This window comes from Rhodoferax sp. ZS1R8, assembly GCF_056521325.1.
Genome location: NZ_JBWMBA010000002.1, coordinates 364,023 through 385,501, shown reverse-complemented (window position 1 = coordinate 385,501; position 21,479 = coordinate 364,023). Strand labels below are relative to the sequence as shown.

17 protein-coding genes are annotated in these 21,479 nt (G+C 61.0%); 12 read left to right on the top strand and 5 right to left on the bottom strand.

Annotated elements, in window-relative coordinates; genetic code table 11:
• Positions 1–15: 15 nt before the first annotated feature.
• Complete coding sequence (locus AC097P_RS07860; protein ID WP_479609836.1) at positions 16–630, top strand: hypothetical protein; 615 nt, start codon at positions 16–18, stop codon at positions 628–630.
• 17 nt (positions 631–647) lie between these two features.
• On the opposite strand, the gene apbC is transcribed toward AC097P_RS07860, so the two are convergent.
• On the bottom strand, positions 648–1,745 hold the full coding sequence (gene apbC, locus AC097P_RS07855; RefSeq protein WP_479609835.1) for an iron-sulfur cluster carrier protein ApbC: 1,098 nt from the start codon (positions 1,743–1,745) through the stop codon (positions 648–650).
• A gap of 144 nt (positions 1,746–1,889) precedes the next feature.
• On the opposite strand from apbC, the gene AC097P_RS07850 reads away from it, so the two are divergent.
• From AC097P_RS07850 to AC097P_RS07810, 9 genes are all read left to right on the top strand, one after another.
• Positions 1,890–3,179: a patatin-like phospholipase family protein gene (locus AC097P_RS07850; protein WP_479609834.1), complete on the top strand. Its 1,290-nt coding sequence runs from the start codon at positions 1,890–1,892 to the stop codon at positions 3,177–3,179.
• A 167-nt stretch (positions 3,180–3,346) separates the two neighbouring features.
• Complete coding sequence (gene metG, locus AC097P_RS07845; RefSeq protein ID WP_479609833.1) at positions 3,347–5,455, top strand: methionine--tRNA ligase; 2,109 nt, start codon at positions 3,347–3,349, stop codon at positions 5,453–5,455.
• Between the two features lie 58 nt (positions 5,456–5,513).
• Positions 5,514–6,455, top strand: coding sequence for a DUF2167 domain-containing protein (locus tag AC097P_RS07840; RefSeq protein WP_479609832.1), 942 nt, complete (start codon positions 5,514–5,516; stop codon positions 6,453–6,455).
• A gap of 31 nt (positions 6,456–6,486) precedes the next feature.
• Positions 6,487–7,218, top strand: coding sequence for a site-2 protease family protein (locus tag AC097P_RS07835; RefSeq protein ID WP_479609831.1), 732 nt, complete (start codon positions 6,487–6,489; stop codon positions 7,216–7,218).
• A 45-nt stretch (positions 7,219–7,263) separates the two neighbouring features.
• Positions 7,264–7,470: a DUF3460 family protein gene (locus AC097P_RS07830; RefSeq protein ID WP_479609830.1), complete on the top strand. Its 207-nt coding sequence runs from the start codon at positions 7,264–7,266 to the stop codon at positions 7,468–7,470.
• Positions 7,471–7,535: 65 nt separating this feature from the next.
• Complete coding sequence (locus AC097P_RS07825; RefSeq protein WP_479609829.1) at positions 7,536–8,393, top strand: segregation and condensation protein A; 858 nt, start codon at positions 7,536–7,538, stop codon at positions 8,391–8,393.
• Positions 8,394–8,535: 142 nt separating this feature from the next.
• Positions 8,536–9,432 carry a 3-methyl-2-oxobutanoate hydroxymethyltransferase gene (gene panB / locus AC097P_RS07820; protein WP_479609828.1) on the top strand — a complete coding sequence of 299 codons (897 nt, stop codon included), beginning with the start codon at positions 8,536–8,538 and terminating at the stop codon, positions 9,430–9,432.
• A 7-nt stretch (positions 9,433–9,439) separates the two neighbouring features.
• Positions 9,440–10,276: a pantoate--beta-alanine ligase gene (gene panC / locus AC097P_RS07815; RefSeq protein ID WP_479609827.1), complete on the top strand. Its 837-nt coding sequence runs from the start codon at positions 9,440–9,442 to the stop codon at positions 10,274–10,276.
• 163 nt (positions 10,277–10,439) lie between these two features.
• Positions 10,440–12,089 (top strand): phospholipase D family protein, encoded by a 1,650-nt coding sequence (locus AC097P_RS07810; RefSeq protein ID WP_479609826.1) that lies wholly within the window; start codon positions 10,440–10,442, stop codon positions 12,087–12,089.
• A gap of 9 nt (positions 12,090–12,098) precedes the next feature.
• Here AC097P_RS07810 and AC097P_RS07805 read toward each other — a convergent pair whose 3' ends face one another.
• Together AC097P_RS07805 and AC097P_RS07800 are read right to left on the bottom strand one after the other, a co-directional pair.
• On the bottom strand, positions 12,099–12,590 hold the full coding sequence (locus tag AC097P_RS07805; protein WP_479609825.1) for a cyanophycin metabolism-associated DUF1854 family protein: 492 nt from the start codon (positions 12,588–12,590) through the stop codon (positions 12,099–12,101).
• The gene (locus tag AC097P_RS07800) at positions 12,587–14,851 is read right to left on the bottom strand and encodes a cyanophycin metabolism-associated ABC transporter (RefSeq protein ID WP_479609824.1); all 2,265 of its coding nucleotides are present in this window, start codon (positions 14,849–14,851) and stop codon (positions 12,587–12,589) included. Before AC097P_RS07800 ends, AC097P_RS07805 begins: the two co-directional genes overlap by 4 nt.
• A 183-nt stretch (positions 14,852–15,034) precedes the next feature.
• Here AC097P_RS07800 and AC097P_RS07795 point away from each other — a divergent pair, with 183 nt between their 5' ends.
• Positions 15,035–17,212 carry a cyanophycin synthetase gene (locus AC097P_RS07795; RefSeq protein WP_479609823.1) on the top strand — a complete coding sequence of 726 codons (2,178 nt, stop codon included), beginning with the start codon at positions 15,035–15,037 and terminating at the stop codon, positions 17,210–17,212.
• Between the two features lie 9 nt (positions 17,213–17,221).
• Positions 17,222–19,792 carry a cyanophycin synthetase gene (gene cphA / locus AC097P_RS07790; RefSeq protein WP_479609822.1) on the top strand — a complete coding sequence of 857 codons (2,571 nt, stop codon included), beginning with the start codon at positions 17,222–17,224 and terminating at the stop codon, positions 19,790–19,792.
• Positions 19,793–19,812: 20 nt separating this feature from the next.
• On the opposite strand, the gene AC097P_RS07785 is transcribed toward cphA, so the two are convergent.
• Both AC097P_RS07785 and secB read right to left on the bottom strand, forming a co-directional pair.
• Positions 19,813–20,829, bottom strand: coding sequence for an NAD(P)H-dependent glycerol-3-phosphate dehydrogenase (locus AC097P_RS07785; protein ID WP_479609821.1), 1,017 nt, complete (start codon positions 20,827–20,829; stop codon positions 19,813–19,815).
• 51 nt (positions 20,830–20,880) lie between these two features.
• Complete coding sequence (gene secB, locus AC097P_RS07780; RefSeq protein WP_479609820.1) at positions 20,881–21,354, bottom strand: protein-export chaperone SecB; 474 nt, start codon at positions 21,352–21,354, stop codon at positions 20,881–20,883.
• Positions 21,355–21,479 lie beyond the last annotated feature (125 nt).

The following is a 21,479-nucleotide window of genomic DNA, read 5'->3' as shown; positions in this document are numbered from 1 at the left end:
CACCGGAGGAACGCGATGTTCAAATTCTTGCGACACAGCGTCCCTGCAGAAGCTGTCGACTCCCGCCCCTCGGCCCACTCGGGGCTCCCTTGCGCACCTCCCAGCGTCAGGCCCCACTCCGACATCCAGCGTGAACTGGTCCGCACCGTACTGCGCGACACGATGCGCCGCCACGGCATCCCGTCCGAGTGGGTGTCGTGCGAGGTCGACACCGTGGCTACCGAATCCGGCACGGAAGAGCTGCACATCCAGCTGGTGCTGATGCAGTGGCACGAGTTGCTGATGCGCTACGCCCGCGCGCTGGAGCTGCAACTGCTGCGCGGCCTGGACCGTTTTGAGCCCACGGTAGACCATTCCAAGAAGTGCACGATCTCGTGGCGCTTCTCCCCCGAGTGCGGATGCCCCTTCACCGTGCTGCCGCCACCGGTGGTGTGGGCACATGATGCGGCGCCAGACCCAGTGGACGAAGATCCGCCGTCGGTATTAGACCGGCGCCATGCAAAGCGACCGCCAAAGGCTGCAGCTGCAGCTGCTTCTGCAGCCCCCAAGCCCGCCGTGCAACCCCAGCCACGGCGCGGTGATGGTGACCCAGGTGACTACGAGCGCACCGAGCTGTCGCCGTTTCGGTAGGTCGGGTTGCCCGCCGATCAAGTCGCCTTGCTGATGGTGATAGACGGGAACTTGCTGGAAAAATCCTTGTTCCGCGCGGCAATCGACACCGCCACCTGGCGCGCAACCGCCTTGTAGATACCCGCGATCTCGCCGTCGGGGTCAGCCACCACGGTGGGCTGGCCGCTGTCGGCCTGCACGCGGATCTGCAGGGCCAATGGCAGGGCACCCAGGTAGTCCATGTTGTACTCGGCGGCCATCTTCTTGCCACCATCGGCGCCAAAAATGTGCTCCACGTGGCCGCAGTTGCTGCACACATGCACAGCCATGTTTTCCACAATGCCCAAGATCGGCACGCCCACTTTCTCGAACATCTTGATGCCTTTCTTGGCATCCAGCAGCGCAATGTCTTGCGGCGTGGTGACGATGACAGCGCCCGTCATGGGCACACGCTGGCTCAGTGTGAGCTGGATGTCGCCGGTGCCAGGCGGCAGGTCAACGATCAGGTAGTCCAGGTCTTTCCAGTTGGTCTGGCGCAGCAGTTGCTCCAGCGCCTGGGTGGCCATGGGGCCGCGCCAGATCATGGCCTGGTCGCCATCCACCAGAAATCCGATGGACATGACCTGCACACCATGGTTTTCGAGCGGCTCCATGGTCTTGCCGTCGGCGGATTCGGGGCGGCCTTGCAGACCCATCATCATCGGCAGGCTGGGGCCGTAGATGTCGGCATCGAGCAGACCCACGGCGGCACCTTCGGCGGCCAGCGCCAGCGCCAGGTTGACGGCGGTGGTGCTCTTGCCCACGCCGCCTTTGCCCGACGCTACCGCCACAATGTTTTTGACACCTGGCAGCAACTGCACGCCGCGCTGCACGGCATGGGCCACGATGTGGGAGTGAACGTTGACAGATACATTGGAGACACCCGGCACACCCTTGGCCGCCGCGATCAGCGCAGCGCGCAGGCTTGCAATCTGACTTTTGGCGGGGTAGCCCAGTTCTACGTCAAAGGCGACATCACCGCCAGCCGATACGGTGAGGTTTTTCACGGCCTTTGTCGACACAAAGTCCTTGGCCGTATTGGGGTCGATGACGCTCTGGATCGCGTCCTGGATGGCTTGTACTGTCACAGCGGTCATTCTCAAATTCTCCAAAAGATGGCCTAGTCTATCCAAGCACCCGGTTCAGACGCATAAGCGGGGCAAATGGGGGTTAACCCCCGTCTCCTTCATGCCTACCAGGCATTTACGAAAGCGCGTACTGCCTCCCATAATGGTTGTCATATGCCTGAGTCAATCTCCCACCCACGCCCAGCAGGACTTTTGTTGACCGGTGGCGGTGCACGTGCTGCCTACCAAGTGGGCGTGCTGGAAGCCGTTGCCGACATCCGCCTGGCTTGTGGCGCAGGAGACGAGCCCAACCCCTTTCCCATCATCACCGGCACCTCGGCCGGGGCCATCAATGCATCGGCCCTTGCCTGTGGCTCGGACAACTTCGACGCCACGGTACGCCTCATTGCCCAAACCTGGCGCGGCTTCCACGCCGACCAGGTCTACCGCACCGGCCATTTGTCCATGCTACGTTCGGGTGCGACTTGGCTGACGCTGCTGTCGATGGGCTGGATTTTGGCCAAGTGGCGACGCGTTAAACCCCGCTCGCTGCTGGACAACGCCCCGCTGGCCGAGCTGCTAACCCAGCTGGTGCCGCTGGAGCGCCTGCCCGAGCTGATACGCCAGGGCCATATGCAGGCGCTGGCGGTCACGGCGTCGAGCTATAGCTCGGGCGAACACGTGACCTTTTACGAGGGTGACAAACGCTTGTTGCCGTGGATACGCAGCCAACGCCTGGCCGTGCAAGACAGGATCACCCATGCCCACCTGCTAGCGTCCAGTGCGATCCCCTTTGTTTTTCCGGCGACCGAGCTGCACATCAACGGCCACATGGAGTATTTTGGCGACGGCTCCATGCGCCAGTCTGCGCCCTGCTCACCCGCCATCCACTTGGGTGCGGACCGCATTCTGGTGGTGGGTGCAGGCCGCATGCACGAGCCCAAAAACCAGCAGGTGCTGCCCGCCGCAGCGACCTATCCGTCCATCGCGCAGATTGCGGGGCACGCGTTGTCCAACATTTTTCTGGACGCACTGGCGGTGGATGTGGAGCGTGCCCAGCGCATCAACCAGACTATCAAACTGGTGCCCGAGGCGGCCCGCCAAGCCAGTGCGCTGCGGCCGCTGGAGCTGCTGGTCATCTCCCCCAGTGAACGTATCGACACGATCGCGTCCAAACACATCGACACCCTGCCGCGCGCGGTGCGGACCACGCTGGGTGGTGTGGGGGTGTCGTCGCGCCAGGCGGATGTGAAAGGATCTGCCTTGGCCAGCTACCTGTTGTTTGAAAGCGGCTACACCAGCGAGCTGATGGCTTTGGGGTATGCCGATGCGCAGCGGCAGCGGTTGGAGATCTGTGGCTTCTTTAACTGGACCGACCCGGAGGCGGTTTGCATACTGGATAACAACTCCAGCCGTTTGCCGACAGGTATCGACAGACGCTTGGACCCGTTGCGGTTGCGCTGAATCCGTCCTCCACCTCCGCGGGATCACGGGGCCTGGCTGCTCTGCTCCGTGTCCCCCGCCCTTCGGGCTCCTCCTTTACCTGCGCAGAACAGCCAGGCCCCCCGATCCCGCTCAACACTCTGGGCGACTAAAATCGCCGGTTCCTCTGTGAAAGTTGTTTACTTCCCATGCCACGCCAACTCTTTGTCACAACCGCCCTCCCCTACGCCAACGCGCCCTTCCACATCGGCCACATCATGGAGTACACCCAGGCTGACATCTGGGTGCGGTTTCAGAGGATGCAGGGCCACGCGGTTAACTTCATCGGGGCCGATGACACCCATGGCGCACCGATCATGATTGCCGCTGAAAAGGCTGGCAAAACGCCCGAACAGTTTGTGGCCGACATCGCCGCCGGACGAAAGCAATACCTGGACGGCTTTCACATCAGCTTTGACAACTGGCACAGCACACATTCGCCAGAAAACACCGAGCTGGCACGCAAAATCTACCGCGACCTGCGGGACCGCGCCGATGGCAGCCTGATTGAGGTGCGCACCATTGAACAGTTCTTCGACCCCGCGAAGAACATGTTTCTGCCCGACCGCTACATCAAGGGCGAGTGCCCCAAGTGCCACGCCAAGGACCAATACGGCGACAACTGCGAGGTCTGCGGCTCGGTCTATGCGCCAACCGAACTGATCAACCCGTTTTCGGTGTTGTCTGGCGTCAAACCCGAGCTGAAGAGCTCCGAGCATTTTTTCTTCAAACTGTCCGACCCGCGCTGCGTGGATTTCTTGCAGAAATGGACGCAAGACGGCAAGCTCCAGCCCGAGGTGGCCAACAAGATCAAGGAATGGTTCAGCGTACGCACCAACCCGGATGGCAGCAAAAGCGAAGGCCTGGGTGACTGGGACATCAGCCGCGACGCGCCCTACTTCGGCATTGAGATTCCCGACGCGCCGGGCAAGTATTTCTATGTGTGGCTGGATGCACCAGTGGGCTATCTGGCGTCGCTGAAGAATTGGTTCGACAAGGGCGGCCCCAAGGCCAAGCACGGCGACACGCGCAGTTTTGACGAATACATGGCGGCTGCGGATACCGAGCAGTACCACTTCATCGGCAAGGACATCGTGACCTTCCACACACTGTTCTGGCCAGCGATGCTGAAGTTCAGCGGCCGCAAGACGCCCAACAACGTGTTCGTCCACGGGTTCTTGACCATCAACAACGGCGAGAAGATGAGCAAGAGCCGCGGCACGGGCCTCTCCCCGCTCAAGTACCTGGACCTGGGCATGAACGCCGAATGGCTGCGTTATTACCTGGCGGCCAAGCTGTCGGCTCGCAATGAGGACATTGACTTCAATGCGGATGATTTCATGGCGCGGGTGAACAGTGACTTGATTGGCAAATACGTGAACATTGCCAGCCGTGCAGCGGGGTTTTTGACCAAACGTTTTGAAGGCAAGCTGACCCCGGCCTTGGGCGACCAGGGCGGCGCGCTGCTGGCCGACATCCGCGGCGCTGGTGCGGTGCTGGCGCAGATGTACGACACGCGTGAATTCGGCAAGGCCACGCGTGAAATCATGCTGCTGGCCGACAAGGTCAATGCCTATGTGGACCAGCACAAGCCCTGGGACCTGGCCAAGGACCCCGCCAACAACGAGGCGCTGCACCAAGTCTGCTCGGTGCTCATCAACGCCTTCGCCGCGCTGACCCGCTACCTGGCGCCGGTGTTGCCCCAGCTTGCCAAAGCGGTCGAAGGTTTTGTAGGCCAAAGCATGCAGCAGTGGGATGTCGCCGGCGACGTGCAAGCCATCCAGCCCTACCAGCATCTGATGCAACGCGTAACCCCGGAGCAACTCGATGCTCTGTTTGAGCCTCCAGCCCTCGTCCAGAGCGCGCAAGCAGCTCCTGAAACTATAGCAACCATTCCGGGCGGTGAAGCAATTGCACCGGCGATCACCATCGATGATTTCGCCAAGATCGACCTGCGCATCGCCAAGATCGTCGAGTGTTCCGCGGTAGAGGGCTCCACCAAGCTGCTGCGCCTGACGCTGGACGCCGGCGAGGGCCGCATGCGCAATGTGTTCAGCGGCATTGCCAGCATGTACAAGCCCGAGGAACTGGTCGGCCAGCTTACCGTCTTGGTCGCCAACCTGGCGCCGCGCAAGATGAAGTTTGGTATCTCCGAAGGCATGGTCATGGCCGCGAGCCATGGCGACGAAAAAGCCAACCCCGGCATCTACATTCTGAACCCCTGGCCGGGCGCACAGCCGGGCATGCGCATCCACTGACGTAAAGCTGCGTGTCAAAATAACGCCCTGCATTTTTAAAACTAAACAGGGAGTTGTAATGAAATCACGTATCGCAGCCGCGCTGCTGGGTTTGGCGTGCCTGGGCGTCTTCGGTGCTGGGGCATCCGGCGCATTGGCGCAGGGCCTCAGCAAGGAAGAGCAAAAGAAGATTTGGGCTGAGGCCAATGCGGCCTCCACCAACGGGCCGGCGAGCGTCACGCTGTCCAACCAGGCCAAGCTGACGCTGACGCAAGACCAGGTCTTCGTGCCACAGCCCCATGCCGGTAAAGTGCTCAACGCCATGGGCAACCCCGGCCAGGATACGCGCCTGCAGGGCATCGTTTTCCCCAAAGACGATGCGCCGTGGTTCATGACCATACGCTTTGAAAGTGCAGGCTACGTCAAGGATGACGACGCCAAGGACTGGAATGCCGACGATCTGCTGAAAAGCTACCGCGAAGGCACGGCCGCCTCCAATGAAGAGCGTAAAAAGATGGGCGTGGCCGGCCTGGAGATTCTGGGCTGGGCACAAAAGCCGGCCTATGACAGCGCCACACACCGGCTTGCCTGGGCCATGTCCTCGCGCGAAATTGGAGCACCCGAGACTGAGGCCCAGGGTGTCAACTACAACACCTATGCGTTGGGCCGCGAAGGCTACTTCAGCATGAACCTGGTCACAGACCTGACCGCGCTGCCCACCTATAAACCGCAGGCGCATGGCTTGCTGGATGCGCTGCAATTCAACGAAGGCAAGCGCTACGCCGACTTCAACTCCAGCACCGACAAGGTCGCAGAGTATGGCTTGGCCGCGCTGGTGGTTGGCGTGGCTGCCAAGAAGCTGGGCTTCTTTGCACTGGCTGCGGTTTTCCTGGCCAAGTTTGCCAAGATCATCGCCATCGGTGCGCTCGCCTTTGGTGGCACCATCATGGGTTTCTTCCGCAAGAAGAAAACCGCCACGGTCGCAGATTCGACGGGCGGCCCGCAACCGCCGTCGGCCTGAGGCGCCGACACCGCTGCCGGCGGATCTGACCGTGGCCAAGCTGCTGCTGTTGCTGTTTTCCGGCGTCAAGCTGGGCAAATTGTTCACCACCGGTGGCACCATGCTGTTGTCGGTTCTGGCCTATGCATGGATTTATGGCTGGCGTTACGCGGTGGGCTTTGTGCTGCTGATATTTGTGCACGAAATGGGGCACTACCTGGCCGCCCGCCAGCGCGGGCTGGACGTGGGTTTGCCCACCTTCATCCCCTTTGTTGGCGCTTGGGTTGAGCTGAAGGACCTGCCCCACAATGCCGAAACGGAAGCCTGGGTCGGCCTGGGCGGTCCACTGCTAGGCAGCCTGGGTGCGCTGGCCTGCTACTTTGCCGCGCGAGAGGCAGACAGTAATCTGCTGCTGGCGATTGCTTACTCTGGCTTCTTTTTGAACCTGTTCAACCTGATCCCGATATCGCCACTGGACGGCGGGCGTATCACCGCCGTTCTGTCGCCACGCATCTGGCTGCTGGGTGTACCGGTGCTGATCGCTATCTTCCTGTGGCGGCCCAGCCCTATGCTGATTTTGATCGCCATCTTGGCCGCTCCGCAGGTCTGGAAGGCCATCCAATACCGCTCTGACAGCGAAGAGGCCCAGACCTATTACGCCGTGAGTTCGGCGGTGCGCCTGGAGTATGCGTTCTACTATTTGGGCCTGGTGTTCTTTTTGGCCGTCATGGCCTACGACGTGCACGCCATGCTGGAGGCTAGCCGCACCGTCGGCCACAGGTAAAATGCTGGTAACAGGCACCCTGCAGCTTCACGAGGTCATTCCACCATGAGTTTTTTCCGCCGCCCCGACTACAAGTCCGAAACCACGCAGTTCCTTGAAAAGCTCAAGAAAGAAGAACCCACGTTGGTGGCCGACCAGCGCACCGGCCTGTCCCTGCTGTGGAACAAGATGGTGGACCGCGAAGCCTGGGTTGGCTACCGCAAGGCCAAAGTTGCGCAAAAACCCTACGTCTACCAGACAAACGATAAATAAGAGCCGAATCCGGCTCCAGCCCTCGTGCAGCGCGCGTAAGCAGCTATTGTTTCAATAGCAATTTCATGACACACTCCCCCAGAACTGCAGACCGGACTGACGCCAGTCTGGCCATTTTGCCGGCCATGCCGCAAGTGGTCGACCACATCGCCGTGGCGCGCCTGTATGGCGAACCGCTGTTTGCGATGCCGCAGGATTTGTACATTCCGCCGGACGCGCTGGAGGTCTTCCTGGAAGCCTTCGAAGGACCGCTGGACTTGCTGCTGTATCTGATTCGCAAGCAGAACTTCAACATCCTCGACATCCCCATGGCGGCCGTGACCCGCCAGTACATGGTGTATGTGGACCAGATCCGCAAGCGCAACCTGGAGCTGGCGGCCGAGTATCTGCTGATGGCGGCCATGCTGATCGAGATCAAATCGCGCATGTTGCTCCCACCCAAGAAGGTAGCCGAGGGCCAGGAAGCCGAAGACCCGCGTGCCGAACTGGTGCGCCGCCTGATCGAATACGAACAAATGAAGCTGGCGGCCGCCCGGCTGAACGCCATTCCGCAATTCGGCCGCGACTTCCTGAAGGCCGAGATCACGATCGAGCAGTCTTTGCAGCCACGCTTCCCGGACGTGCACCTGGTCGACCTGCAGGAAGCGTGGCGCGACATTTTGAAGCGCGCCAAGCTGGTTCAGCACCACAAGATCACCCGCGAAGAGCTGTCGGTGCGGGAGCATATGGGCATGGTGCTCAAGCGTCTGCAGGGTCGTCGCTTTGTCGGCTTTGAAGACCTGTTTGATCCCGAAAGCGGCGCACCGGTGCTGGTCGTCACCTTTATTGCCCTGTTGGAATTGGCAAAAGAAACCCTGATCGAAATCACCCAGGCCGAGGCCTTTGCGCCTATCTACGTGCGCCTGGCTTATTCCCCAACATGAGACTTTGCGGCACGGTCCGCAGCCGCACAGCGGCAAGTCCCTCCCTCAACTGATCAACGGCTACGGCGTGCCATTGCAATGCGGTTAGTATTCGCCCGTTCACGCACCAAAAACCGTCACCGGAATCCTTCCGCACCACTCCATGACACAACCCACTGACAACAACGCATCCGCACTGCACGCCACCCCGTACGGCACCTTGCCACCAGCCTCCCCCATGCCCAACCGCAAACCCATCAGCCTGCCGCGCCTGCTGGAGATGCGCACCCGGGGCGAAAAGATCACGATGATCACCGCCTACGACGCCACCTTTGCGGCCGTCGCCGACGCTGCAGGCATCGACAGCATCCTGGTCGGCGACTCGCTGGGCATGGTTTGCCAGGGCCTGCACACCACGGTGGGCGTGTCGTTGGAGCACATGCGCTACCACACCGAGATGGTGTCACGTGGTCTGCGCCGTGCCCAGGCCACGGCTTGGCTGATTGGCGATATGCCGTTTGGCTCGTACCAGGAGTCCAAAGAGCAAGCCATCCGCAGCGCAGGGGTGCTGATGCAGGCCGGCGCACACATGGTAAAGCTTGAGGGCGGCGGCTGGACGACCGAGACCGTGCACTTTCTGGTCGAACGCGGTATCCCCGTCTGCGCCCACCTGGGCCTGACACCCCAGACCGTGCACTCGCTGGGCGGCTACCGTGTGCAGGGCAAGACCCAGGTCAGCGCTGATCTGCTCAAGCGCCAGGCCCACGAGCTGCAAGACGCCGGTGCCAGCATGCTGGTGCTGGAGATGGTGCCTGCACCCCTGTCCAAGGAACTGACCGATGAGTTGGTGCACTGCGCCACCATCGGCATTGGCGCGGGCAAGGGCACGGCCGGGCAGGTGCTGGTGATGCACGACATGCTGGGCCTGAACCTGGGCAAGAACCCGAAATTTGTACGTAATTTCATGGACGAGGCCAGCAGCATCCGCGGCGCGTTCGAGGCCTATGTAGCGGCTGTCAAAAACGGCAGCTTCCCCGACGACAGCCTGCACGCCTGGTGACATGCCTATGAAACTCGTCCACACCCTCACCGACCTGCGCGACCACCTGGGCGCATTCCGCCACCCGGCCGTGGTGCCCACGATGGGCAATCTGCACGCTGGCCACTTAGCGCTGGTGCGCCAGGCCAAGCCGCTGGGTGACATCACGGTATCCACCATCTTTGTGAACCGGCTGCAGTTTGCGCCGCATGAAGATTTCGACACCTATCCGCGCACGCTGGATGCCGATTGCCAACAGCTCGAAGCCGCCGGGTGTGACTTGGTTTTCGCGCCCAAAGAGGCGGAGATGTACCCGCAACCCCAGACCTTCAAGGTGCACCCACCTACTGAGCTGGCTGATATTCTGGAGGGCCACTTCCGCCCGGGCTTCTTTATTGGTGTCTGCACCGTGGTGCTGAAACTGCTGTCCTGTACGCAGGCGCGCACGGCGCTGTTTGGCAAGAAGGACTACCAGCAGCTGATGGTCATCCGCAACATGGTCAAGCAGTTTGCAATGCCGGTAAACATTGTCGGTGGTGAGACCCAGCGCAGCGAAGATGGTCTGGCGCTGTCATCGCGCAACGGATACCTGAGCCCGGCCGAGCGCCAGCAAGCCGTGCAGCTGTCTGCGACACTGAAGACAGTGGCCGAGGCGCTGCGCGCCCACCCGGCGTTGGACGCAGCAGGCATCAGCACACTGGAGTCGCAGGCCATGCAGAGCCTCAGCAGTACGGGCTGGCGACCAGACTACGTGGCTGTTCGCCGCCAGGCCGATCTGCAAACACCGCGCACGGGTGATGCGTTGGTAGTGCTGGCCGCAGCACGCCTGGGCGCTACGCGCTTGATTGACAACTTGGAGGTGTGACAGGCGGGGTGTGGCGGCCAGCACCAAAAAACAGGCTCGGAGCTATAGTCTCACCAATATGCCATCCATACCGCCTACCACCGCCACCGCATGCCCACTGCTATTACATAGGCAATTGAACCGGCCCTGCGCCGCGATACGCCAGCGATCGGCCAACCATTGGATGCTCTGGCTTTTCGTCGTTTTGGTTCCATGGATAACGGCGTGCGCATCCCTGCCCGACCACGTCGACAGGCCTGTTTCCACTGCCCTGGCCAACCCCGCACAAACGCGCCTGGGCAGCGTAGTCGCAGACCGTGCGAAAAAGGCGGGCACGCGCAACGATTCAGGTTTTGCACTGGTCGGCAGTGCAGAGCTGGCTTTTACCAGCCGCATGGCACTCATCAAGGCTGCAGAAAAGACCCTGGACATCCAGTACTACGCCATCTTTTCCGACAAGACCACCGATCGCCTGTTTGACGCATTGCGCGAGGCGGCGGCTCGGGGCGTGCGCATTCGCATTTTGTTGGACGACTTCAACACATCCGGTAAAAACGCCCAGGTGCTCAAGCTTGCGTTTGAAAAGAATATGGAGCTGCGCCTGTTCAACCCCCTGCCCGGCGGCCGCAGCTCACTAGCCATTCGCATCCTCACCAACCTGAACGACGTGGACCGGATCCAGCGGCGCATGCACAACAAAATGTTTGTTGCCGACAATGCCATGGCAATTACTGGCGGGCGCAACCTGGGTGAAACGTACTTTGGGCAGAGCACGGGCACCAACTTTGTGGACATTGACGTGCTGGCGGCAGGTCGCATCGCGCGTGATCTGTCGCGCAGCTTTGACCAGTACTGGAATAACCCGCTGGCCTACCCTGTGCAGTCGCTGATGACACAGCAAGAGATTGAGGCGCTAAAACCAGCACCCCAAATTGAAAAGCCGACTGAACCCGCGGACGGTGCCGACGCTGCAACCGCTGGAACTGTCGCCGCCGAGTCCTTGCTGCCCCTGCCGTTAGCCACTCTACCGGACAGCGCCGACAGCCAGATCAAACCGCTGCCCGAGACGACCGATCTGCGCCTCCTGAAATGGACCTGGGCACCATCAACCCTGCTGGTGGACAAACCCGGCAAGATCGCCGCCGATGCCGACGCTGTTGAAGCCGCAGAAGAAACGACTGTGGATGGCCTGCTGCAACTGATGGCGCAGGCCAAAACCAACCTGCTGATCGTGTCGCCCTACTTTGTGCCAGGTAACCGCACGATGGCCCAGTTCGCCGACCTGCGCAACCGCGGCGTGCGCGTGCGCGTGCTCACCAACTCATTGGCGTCCAACGACGCCCCAGCCGCGCATGTTGGCTATGCACGCTACCGACAGGCGCTGCTGGAGATGGGCGTAGAAATTTTTGAAATGCGCGCCGAACAGGAAGGCACTTTCCGCAGTTTTGGAGGGTCGGCGATCTCTACCGGCTCAGTCGGCGGCGAGCACCGCGGTGGTGGCAGTTCTCGCGCCAGCCTGCACTCCAAGGTGGTGGTCATCGACGATTGGTTGTTGGTGGTAGGTTCCATGAACCTTGATCTGCGCTCGCAACTCCAAAACAGCGAGGTAGCCGTCGCCATTCGCAACCGCACCATTTCCGCCGAAGCCATTCAACTTATCGAACCGACCATAAACACCGGTGCGTACAAGGTTCAGCTGGAGGGGGGCAAGTTAGTGTGGCGTGCGCCGCAAGGATCCAACCTACCCGACAGCACCAGCGAGCCGGACACCAGCGCCATTCTGCGGCTGGCGATCAGACTCCTGGGGCCATTTGCACCGGAGGAGATGTTGTAACTCCTCCACTTACAGGAAGCGATCCAATATTTTTCGGCTACGCACGTCCAGTGCTAGATGGTCCTTGATCAAAAACTGAATACCGTGCGAGTCCGCTACCAGTAAGCTGCCTGCCGTGCCGATGCGGCGAATGTCTTCATCACCGCGCAGCACGAACTCGGTATCGCCGCGATCGGTCTCCACCTTCCATGTACACGGAGTGGAAAAGCTGGTGACCGACACAATGGTGCTGATCACCGGCATGAACTCGCGCGTGGCCAATTCATGGCGCACCAAGCCTTGCGCAGGTTCTACCAAGGCACTTAACTCTTCTATCCAGGCCACCTCATGGCCATCCGTATCGACCATCGAAATGCCGACCTCGGGGGACTGAATGGGGAATGCGCGCACCGGCACCACGCCGGCAAAACGTTCACCTTGTGCGTTGGTCAGCACCAGCTTGCCAAAGGCATCAAGCTGCAAAGTCCAGTCACCAGGTTTAAGGGAGCTGAGTGCGTTCATTCTGCTGCGTCCATATCAACATCCATATTGCGGGCCTGCGCCTGGTACAGGTTGAAGTAGGCGCCCTGGGCCGCCATCAGCACGTCATGCGAACCCTCTTCCACGACACGGCCACGGTCCAGCACAACCAGGCGGTCGGCCCGGTGCAGCGTGGACAAGCGGTGGGCAATGGCGATCGTGGTGCGGCCCTTCACCAAGTTCTCCAGCGCCTTTTGGATTTCTTTTTCGGTCTCGGAATCCACCGACGACGTGGCTTCGTCCAGGATCAGGATGCGTGGGTCGATCAGCAGCGCGCGGGCGATGGAGATACGCTGGCGCTCGCCACCCGACAGGCCCTGCCCGCGCTCACCGACCATGGAGTCGTAACCCTGTGGCAAGCGCAAGATGAACTCGTGCGCGTGGGCCGCGCGTGCAGCGGCGATGATCTCGCTGCGGGTGGCATCCGGCTTTCCATAGGCGATGTTCTCGGCAATCGTGCCGAAGAACAGGAATGGCTCTTGCAACACCAGGCCGATGTTCTGGCGATAGTCGGATATCGCATACGAGCGTATGTCCACACCATCGACCAGGATGGCGCCTTCGGACACATCGTAGAAACGGCAAATCAGGTTGACCAATGTGCTCTTGCCCGATCCGCTGTGGCCTACCAGGCCAATCATTTCACCAGGTGCTATGTTCAGGTTGATGCCCCGGTTCACTTCGCGGTTGCCGTAGCGGAAGCCGACATCGCGCACTTCAATACGGCCCTGCACCTTGCCCATACGCACGGGTTGCGCCGGCTCGGGCACACTGGATACGTGGTCCAGAATATCGAATATGCGCTTGGCGGCAGATGCCGATTTTTGCGTAACGGACACGATGCGGCTCATGGAGTCGAGCCGCCCGTAGAACCGGCTGATGTAGGCGATGGCCATCAGCAGCATACCGACGGTAATCTTGCCATGCGACACCTGCCAGATGCCAAAAGCCCAAACCACCAGCAGCCCCACTTCGGTCAGCAGCGACACGCTGGGCGAGAACAGTGACCAGATCTTGTTGATGCGGTCGTTGACCAGCAGGTTGTGGTGGTTGGCCTGGCGGAAACGCTTGGCCTCGCGTTGCTCTTGTGCAAAAGCCTTGACCACACGGATGCCGGGAATGGTGTCGGCCAGCACATTGGTCACCTCGCCCCACACACGATCGATCTTCTCGAAGCCGGTGCGCAAACGGTAGCGCACGAAATGGATCATCCAGCCGATGAATGGCAAGGGCACCAGCGTGATCAAGGCCAGGTACGGGTCCATCGTGAAAAGGATGACGGCTGTCATCACAATCATGACGACGTCACTGGCAAAGTCGGTCAGGTGCAGCGACAGGTAAACGGCAATGCGATCGCTCTCGCTGCCCACGCGCGACAACAAGTCGCCGGTGCGTTTGCCACCAAAGTATTCCAGCGACAGGCGCAGCAAATGTTCGTAGGTGGTGGTGCGCAAATCCGCCGCAATGCGCTCGGACACCAGGGCCAACACATAGGTCTTGCCCCAGCTCAACACCCAGGCCAGCATACCCGCACCCAGCAAGGCAAACAGGTACATGGCAATGGTGCTCGGTGGAACCGCTTGCCCGTTCTGCAGCGGAATCAACACCTTGTCTACTAACGGGGCCGTCAGATAGGGCGGCACCTGGTGGGCGGCGGTGCCCAACAGCATCAATGCAAAGCCCAGCGCCAACTGACCCTTGTAGGGCTTGGCGAAGCGCCACAGTCGGAAAAGCGTCCACGTAGACGGTGGCGTGTGGACCACCCTGGTGCAAATGGGGCATTCTTCCTGGTCAGGGTCCAGCGGGGCCTTGCAGCTGGGGCAGACATTGCGCAAGGCTTGCACCAGGGGTTTGCCGCTGATGTGGCTCTCCAGCTGGGCCTGGAACTGGTTGACCAACCGTATGGCGAGCAGGTTTTGCGCCAATGTAAAGCGCCAACTGGCCAGCAGCCCATTGGTATCCACGAGGTTGAGGTGGCCCACGCCGGCATGGTCGTGGTGGCGCAGCTCCAGCCCGGCGCGAAAAGGCCACTCCTGCCAGCGGGTATCGCCGCCGGAGCGACTGAGCACGCGCTGATTGGTGATCACCACCAGACTGGCCACAAAATTCAGCTTGGCGTCAAGGTCAACCTCCAGCGCTGCCAGAACGTTCTCCTGGGGTCGGAGTTGCGATTGCATGGCCTCACGCCACCGGGCGGAAATGTCACCCAACAGGGCGCTCGCGGCGATAACGTCAGAGGTCATGGGATACAGCAGAAATTCTTTTCATTTTGGACCGGGAGCCGGGCGCAAACAGATTGCAGCAAGCTCCATACTTTACGATACTCAGTTTTGAGCATTCTGACCCAGCCACTTGGGGGCTTGGTTGAGCAAGATACACAACGCGGTCAGCGCCACATCGGTGGACTGGCCCCCTGAAAAGCAGCCATGACGGACCAGAAAAAGATAGTAATTCTCCGGGTAACACACCTGCGTGGCCCTAATATTTGGACCTACCGTCCGGTCATAGAAGCCTGGCTGGACATCGGCCCATTGGAAGATTTCCCGTCCAACACCCTCGATGGCTTTTACGAGCGGCTGACCGGCTTTCTGCCCAGCCTTGTGGAACACCACTGCAGCCCCGGCGTGCGCGGCGGCTTTTTGCAGCGGGTCAAGGAAGGTACCTACGCGGCCCATATCGTCGAACACGTTGCGCTGGAGCTTCAGAATCTGGCGGGCATGCGGACAGGCTTTGGCAAGGCCCGGCAAACCTCGCAACGCGGTGTCTACAAAATCGCGTTCCGCACCCGGCAGGAACAAATCGGCCGTGAGGTGGTGGTGGCGGCGCGAGACCTGGTCGAAGCTGCCATCAACAACACGCCCTACGACGTGGCCGCCGTCGTGGCCCAATTGCACGAAAAGGTGGACGACCTGTGCCTGGGCCCCAGCACCGCGCATATTGTGGATGCCGCTACCGAACGCCGCATACCGTCCATCCGCCTGACCGAGGGCAACCTGGTGCAACTGGGTTATGGCATCAACCAACGCCGCATCTGGACCGCAGAGACCGACCAGACCTCGGCCATTGCCGAAGAGATTGCCAGCGACAAGGACCTGACCAAGACCCTGCTCAAATCCTGCGGCGTGCCCGTGCCCGAAGGCCAATTGGTGCGCAGCGCGGAGGCCGCTTGGGAGGCGGCGCAAGACATCGGTGTGCCCGTGGTCGTCAAACCCTACGACGGCAACCATGGACGCGGCGTCTCATTGAATCTGATGACGCAAGGCGATGTGGAAGCCGCGTATGCGCTCGCACACCGCAAGGGTGGTGGCAGCAGCGTCATCGTCGAAAAATTCATCCCGGGCAACGAACACCGCATGCTGGTGGTTGGCAGGCAGGTGGTCGCCGCCGCGCGGGGCGAGGCCCTGTGGGTAGTGGGCGATGGCGTCTCTAACATCGACCAGTTGACCGACGAACAGATCAACTCCGATCCACGGCGCGGCAGCGGCGAAGATTCGCCGCTAAACGCGATGATGCCGAGCAAATCCGGAGAGATCATTCTGGAACTGGAGCGCGCAGGTCTGACACCGCAGTCCGTGCCCCCCAAAGACCAGAAGGTGCTGATCCAGCGCAATGGCAATGTGGCCTTTGATGTCACGGACTCGCTGCACCCTAGCGTAGTAGCCGCGGCAGCGCTAGCCGCGCGGGTGGTCGGGCTGGATATTGCCGGCGTCGACATGGTGCTCGAAGATGTTTCCAAGCCCATGCACTCGCAGCGCGCTGCAGTCATCGAGGTCAATGCAAGCCCCGGCCTGTTGGCACACATCAAACCGGCCGACGGACAGGGCCGCCCGGTCGGCAAGGCCATCATCGAACATCTTTTTGGCATGGACCGCGATGGGCGTATCCCCATCGTAGGCATCACCGGCACACAGAAAACCGGCCGCATTGCCCGTATGGTGGCTTGGCTGGCGCATATCAGCGGCAAACATGTCGGTCTGGCCTGCAGCGAAGGCCTGTACCTGGATGGGCGCCAGGTGGACGCCAGAGACTGCGCCCACTGGGAAGCCGGCCAGCGCCTGCTGATCAACCGATCGGTGCAAGCGGCCGTGTTCGAGAACGGTAGCCAGACCATCTTGGCCGAAGGTCTGGCGTATGACAAATGCTCCGTAGGCGTTGTCACCGACGTCAGCTGGCACGACGCGTTGGTGCCGTTTGACATTCTGGATGCCGAGCAGGCCTACAAAGTGGCCCGCACCCAGGTAGATGTGATCCTGCCCACCGGCACCGCCGTGCTGAATGCGGCTGACCCGCAGGTGGTAGAGATGGCCGAGCTGTGTGATGGCAAGGTCATTTTCTACGGCATGGACGGCAACAGCGCTGTGTTGGCGCAGCACCGCGCCGCCGGTGAGCGTGTCGTATTTGTGCGTGACGACCAGATCGTTTTGGGCCAAGGTGCACAGGACGTGGCTCTGCTGCCGTTGGCTTCCCTCAAACCGGCCAAAGCATCCCAACCCGAAATGGTGATGGCGGCCGTCGCTGCGGCATGGGCCTTGAACATTCCGCCCGAATTGATCGGCGCAGGCCTGCGGACCTTTGAGTCCAACCCCAAAAAAACACCTTACTGATCGAACACCATGGAAGTTACCCGTATCCGAGCCCTGCGTGGCCCCAATTTGTGGAGCCACCACACCGCCATACAGTCCATCGTGTCTTGCGAAGCGGTGGAGCGCGACATTGCAAAAATAGCCGGCTTTGAAGAACGGCTGCGGGCCCGATTTCCGGAGATCAGCCCGTTTCAACCCACGGGGCATGACGACTCCATCCCCATGGTGCATGTGCTGGAATTGGCGGCTCTGGGCCTGCAGGCCCAAGCCGGCTGTCCGGTGACCTTCAGCTGCACGACGCCAACGGTGGACACCGACGTGTACCAACTGGTTGTGGAATACAGCGAGGAAGCAGTTGGATTATTGGCCATGGATCTGGCGCAGGCGCTGTGCAAATCGGCACTGGACGATACGCCGTTTGACCTTGCAGACGCGCTGGCACAACTGCGTGATTTGGACGAAGACGTCCGCCTGGGGCCCAGTACGGGTTGCATTGTGGACGCTGCGGTGGCACGGGGCATTCCCTTCAGCCGCATGACCGAGGGCAGCATGGTGCGCTTTGGCTGGGGCAGCAAGCAGCGCCGCATACAGGCTGCCGAAATGGACATCACCAGCGCCATCTCGGAGGCCATTGCACAAGACAAGGATCTGACCAAGAAACTGCTGGCCGCGGCTGGCGTCCCGGTGCCAGCGGGCCGCGAGGTCAGCGATGCCGAGGACGCGTGGGTCGCCGCCTGTGAAATTGGTCTGCCGGTCGTTGTGAAGCCGAAGGACGGCAACCAAGGAAAGGGTGTCACCGTCAACATCACGACCAAAGAGCATTTGACAAAGGCTTACGCGACCGCAGCCGAGTTCCGTGACGACATCCTCGTCGAACGCTACATGCCGGGCAATGACTTCCGTCTGCTGGTGGTGGGCGACAAACTGGTGGCTGCCGCTCGGCGTGACCCGCCCAAGGTGGTCGGCGACGGCGTGCACACCATCACTGAACTGGTGCACCAGGTCAACCAGGACCCGCGACGCGGCTCCGGCCACTCCACGTCCCTGACCAAGATCCGCATTGACGATATTGCCCACGCCTGCCTGGCCAGCCAGGGCTTCACTGCCGATGCGATTCCAGCCAAGGGCCAACGGGTCAATTTACGCAACAACGCCAACCTGTCGACCGGCGGGTCAGCCACCGATGTGACCGACGATGTGCACCCCGAAGTGGCGGCCCGTGCAGTGGCTGCGGCCCACATGGTGGGGCTGGATATTTGCGGAGTGGATCTGGTGTGCGACAGCATCCTGCGCCCGATTGAAGAACTGGGCGGTGGCATTGTGGAAGTCAATGCCGCCCCCGGCCTGCGCATGCACCTGAGCCCGTCGTTTGGCAAGGGGCGCGCCGTCGGCGAGGCCATCATCTCCAGCATGTTCAAGAACGGCCAGAACGGCCGTATACCGATTGTTGCGGTGACCGGCACCAACGGCAAAACAACGACCGTACGCCTGATCTCGCACCTGCTTGCAGAAAATGGCTTGTGCGTAGGCATGACCAATACCGATGGCGTCTACGTGGGTGGTAACGTCATTGATACCGGAGATTGCAGCGGCCCCAAGAGCGCGCGCAGTGTGCTGCTGCACCCTGACGTGGATGCGGCCGTGCTGGAAACCGCACGCGGTGGTGTGCTGCGTGAGGGCCTGGCCTTTGACCGCTGCGACGTTGCTGTGGTCACCAATGTAGGTAGTGGTGACCACCTTGGCCTGAACTACATCACCACGGTGCAGGACCTTGCGGTGCTCAAACGCGTCATCGTGCAAAACGTGTCGCCCACCGGTGTGGCCGTGCTCAACGCCAGCGACCCTATCGTGGCTGCCATGGCTAGCAAATGCCGCGGCTCGGTCACCTTCTTTGCCGTCGACAAATTCCACCCCGTGATGGCCACGCACAAGGCCCAAGGACAGGCCGTGGTCTACGTCGAGAACGGGCATCTGGTCGCATGCAAAGGCGATTTTCAGCAAACCATCGCCCTTGCCTCTATCCCGGTCACGATGGGAGGAATGATCCCTTTCCAGGTCGAGAATGTCATGGCGTCGGTAGCAGCCGCCTGGGCGCTGGGCCTGGACTGGGACACGATACGCCGTGGCCTGTCCAGCTTCTCCAACGACACGCACAACGCGCAGGGCCGCTTCAATTTCTTCAAATACCGCGGCGCCACGGTGATTGCCGACTACGGCCACAACCCCGACGCGATGATTGCACTGGTCCAAGCGGTACAGGCAATGCCGGCCAAGCGCCGCTCGGTCGTCATCAGCGGTGCAGGCGACCGGCGCGACCAGGACATTCGCCAGCAGACCGAGATTCTGGGTGACGCCTTTGACGAAGTTGTACTGTACGAAGACCAGTGCCAACGTGGCCGGCGCGATGGCGAAGTGATTGCGCTGCTGCGCCAGGGGCTGGCGCATGCACGCCGCACCACCCATACGCTGGAAATCAAGGGTGAGTTTTTAGCGATCGACACTGCCATGGACAAGTTGACCGCGGGAGACCTGTGCTTGATCCTGGTGGACCAGGTAGAGGAAGCATTAGCCCACATTGCAGCCAAGGTGCACACAGGCTGACCCAGCCCAGCGGTGAAACCCTAAACGCCCTCAGCGGTGGGGCCACGCCCCATCAAGGTGGCGACCGCCTGCGCAGGTTGCAGGCGGCCATCCAGCAGGTCTACGACGCACTGCGCGATCGGCATATCAACGCCCAAAGTCGTCGCACGCTGCACGACGGTGCGGGCGGTATAGACCCCTTCGGCCACATGGCCCAGTGACGCAATTGCCTGCTGTAACGTCTGGCCGTGGGCCAAGGCCTGGCCGACACGCCGGTTGCGAGATAAATCACCCGTTGCGGTCAACACCAGATCGCCCAGACCACTCAAACCCATGAAGGTTTCAGCCTTGGCGCCAAGTGCCAGGCCCAGTCGGGTCATCTCCGCTAGCCCCCGCGTGACAAGGGCTGCCCGGGCATTCAAACCCAGTTGCAACCCGTCACACAGACCGGTGGCAATGGCCAATACGTTCTTCACGGCGCCGCCCACTTCCACACCCACAACATCGTCATTGGCGTATACACGCAGTGTGGAACTGTGAAATGCGGCGACCAGCGCATCACGCACAGCAGGGTCGGTGCTGGCCGCGACCAATGCCGTTGGCTTACCCAAGGCGACTTCTTGCGCAAAGCTGGGGCCGCTGAGAACACCAGCGCGCAGGCCGGCGGCAATTTGGGCCTGGATCTCGTGTCCCATCAAACCGGGTGCCGAGCCGATGCCGGTCTCAAATCCCTTGCACAGCCATGCTACCGGAGCGGAGCATCCCTGTAGTTGCGTGAGCAGTCCGCGCAGCCCAGCCATGGGCTGCGCCAGGATCACGAGGTCTTGGGGCTGCAACGCAGCCATCAGTGCAGGCAAAGCCTGAGTGCTGATCTCCAAGGCCGGTGGCAGGGCTACACCCGGCAAATAGCGTTGGTTTTCGAGACCATGCCGCATGGACATAGCCTGGCCATCATCACGCACCCAAAGTGTCACGGCATGCCGTGCCGGGGCATGGCGGCTGGCGTTGACGGCCAGCGCAGTACCCCAGGCGCCGCCCCCGATAACTATAATTTTCATAGCACTATCTGCAATAGATACGGGGGCTAGAGGGCGATTTCGCCCAAAGGCTTACTGTGGCAGTGCGTCCGTTGGTGCGCTGGCAGCCTGGGCCTGTTGCAGTTGTTGCTGCTCGTACATGGCCTGGAAGTTGATTTCCGTCAGGTGCACGGGTGGGAAGCCACCGCGCTGGATCAGGTCGGCCACGTTACCGCGCAGGTAGGGGTAGACGATCTGTGGGCAAGCAATACCCATCAGCGGGCCCATTTGATCTTCTGGCACGTTGCGGATTTCGAAAATACCGGCTTGCTTGGCTTCAACCAGGAACACGGTCTTGTCCTTGATCTTGGTGTGCACGGTGGCGGTCACAGCCACTTCAAACACGCCTTCGGCCACGGGAGCAGCCTCTACACCCAGCTGGATGTCCACGGTAGGTTGCTCTTGCTCCAGCAAGATAGCGGGCGAATTGGGCTGCTCCAGCGACGCCTCTTTCAGGTAGACGCGTTGGATCTGGAAAACGGGAGTCGCAGGAGTCTGGTCGGACATAAAAACAGTCTTTCAAAGTAAAACAATGCCCGCCCAAAAACACTCTGGGCAGGCCAGTAACGGCAATTAACGGGAATTAACAGAAATATCGTTAAGCGCGGATTATCTCAGGCCACAAAGCCCGT

Bases quoted from the DNA above. Each gene is read 5' to 3' on its own strand.
- AC097P_RS07860 (WP_479609836.1), top strand. From the start codon at position 16: ATGTTCAAATTCTTGCGACACAGCGTCCCTGCAGAAGCTGTCGACTCC.
- apbC (WP_479609835.1), bottom strand. From the start codon at position 1,745: ATGACCGCTGTGACAGTACAAGCCATCCAGGACGCGATCCAGAGCGTC.
- AC097P_RS07850 (WP_479609834.1), top strand. From the start codon at position 1,890: ATGCCTGAGTCAATCTCCCACCCACGCCCAGCAGGACTTTTGTTGACC.
- metG (WP_479609833.1), top strand. From the start codon at position 3,347: ATGCCACGCCAACTCTTTGTCACAACCGCCCTCCCCTACGCCAACGCG.
- AC097P_RS07840 (WP_479609832.1), top strand. From the start codon at position 5,514: ATGAAATCACGTATCGCAGCCGCGCTGCTGGGTTTGGCGTGCCTGGGC.
- AC097P_RS07830 (WP_479609830.1), top strand. From the start codon at position 7,264: ATGAGTTTTTTCCGCCGCCCCGACTACAAGTCCGAAACCACGCAGTTC.
- AC097P_RS07825 (WP_479609829.1), top strand. From the start codon at position 7,536: ATGACACACTCCCCCAGAACTGCAGACCGGACTGACGCCAGTCTGGCC.
- panB (WP_479609828.1), top strand. From the start codon at position 8,536: ATGACACAACCCACTGACAACAACGCATCCGCACTGCACGCCACCCCG.
- panC (WP_479609827.1), top strand. From the start codon at position 9,440: ATGAAACTCGTCCACACCCTCACCGACCTGCGCGACCACCTGGGCGCA.
- AC097P_RS07810 (WP_479609826.1), top strand. From the start codon at position 10,440: ATGCTCTGGCTTTTCGTCGTTTTGGTTCCATGGATAACGGCGTGCGCA.
- AC097P_RS07805 (WP_479609825.1), bottom strand. From the start codon at position 12,590: ATGAACGCACTCAGCTCCCTTAAACCTGGTGACTGGACTTTGCAGCTT.
- AC097P_RS07800 (WP_479609824.1), bottom strand. From the start codon at position 14,851: ATGACCTCTGACGTTATCGCCGCGAGCGCCCTGTTGGGTGACATTTCC.
- AC097P_RS07795 (WP_479609823.1), top strand. From the start codon at position 15,035: ATGACGGACCAGAAAAAGATAGTAATTCTCCGGGTAACACACCTGCGT.
- cphA (WP_479609822.1), top strand. From the start codon at position 17,222: ATGGAAGTTACCCGTATCCGAGCCCTGCGTGGCCCCAATTTGTGGAGC.
- AC097P_RS07785 (WP_479609821.1), bottom strand. From the start codon at position 20,829: ATGAAAATTATAGTTATCGGGGGCGGCGCCTGGGGTACTGCGCTGGCC.
- secB (WP_479609820.1), bottom strand. From the start codon at position 21,354: ATGTCCGACCAGACTCCTGCGACTCCCGTTTTCCAGATCCAACGCGTC.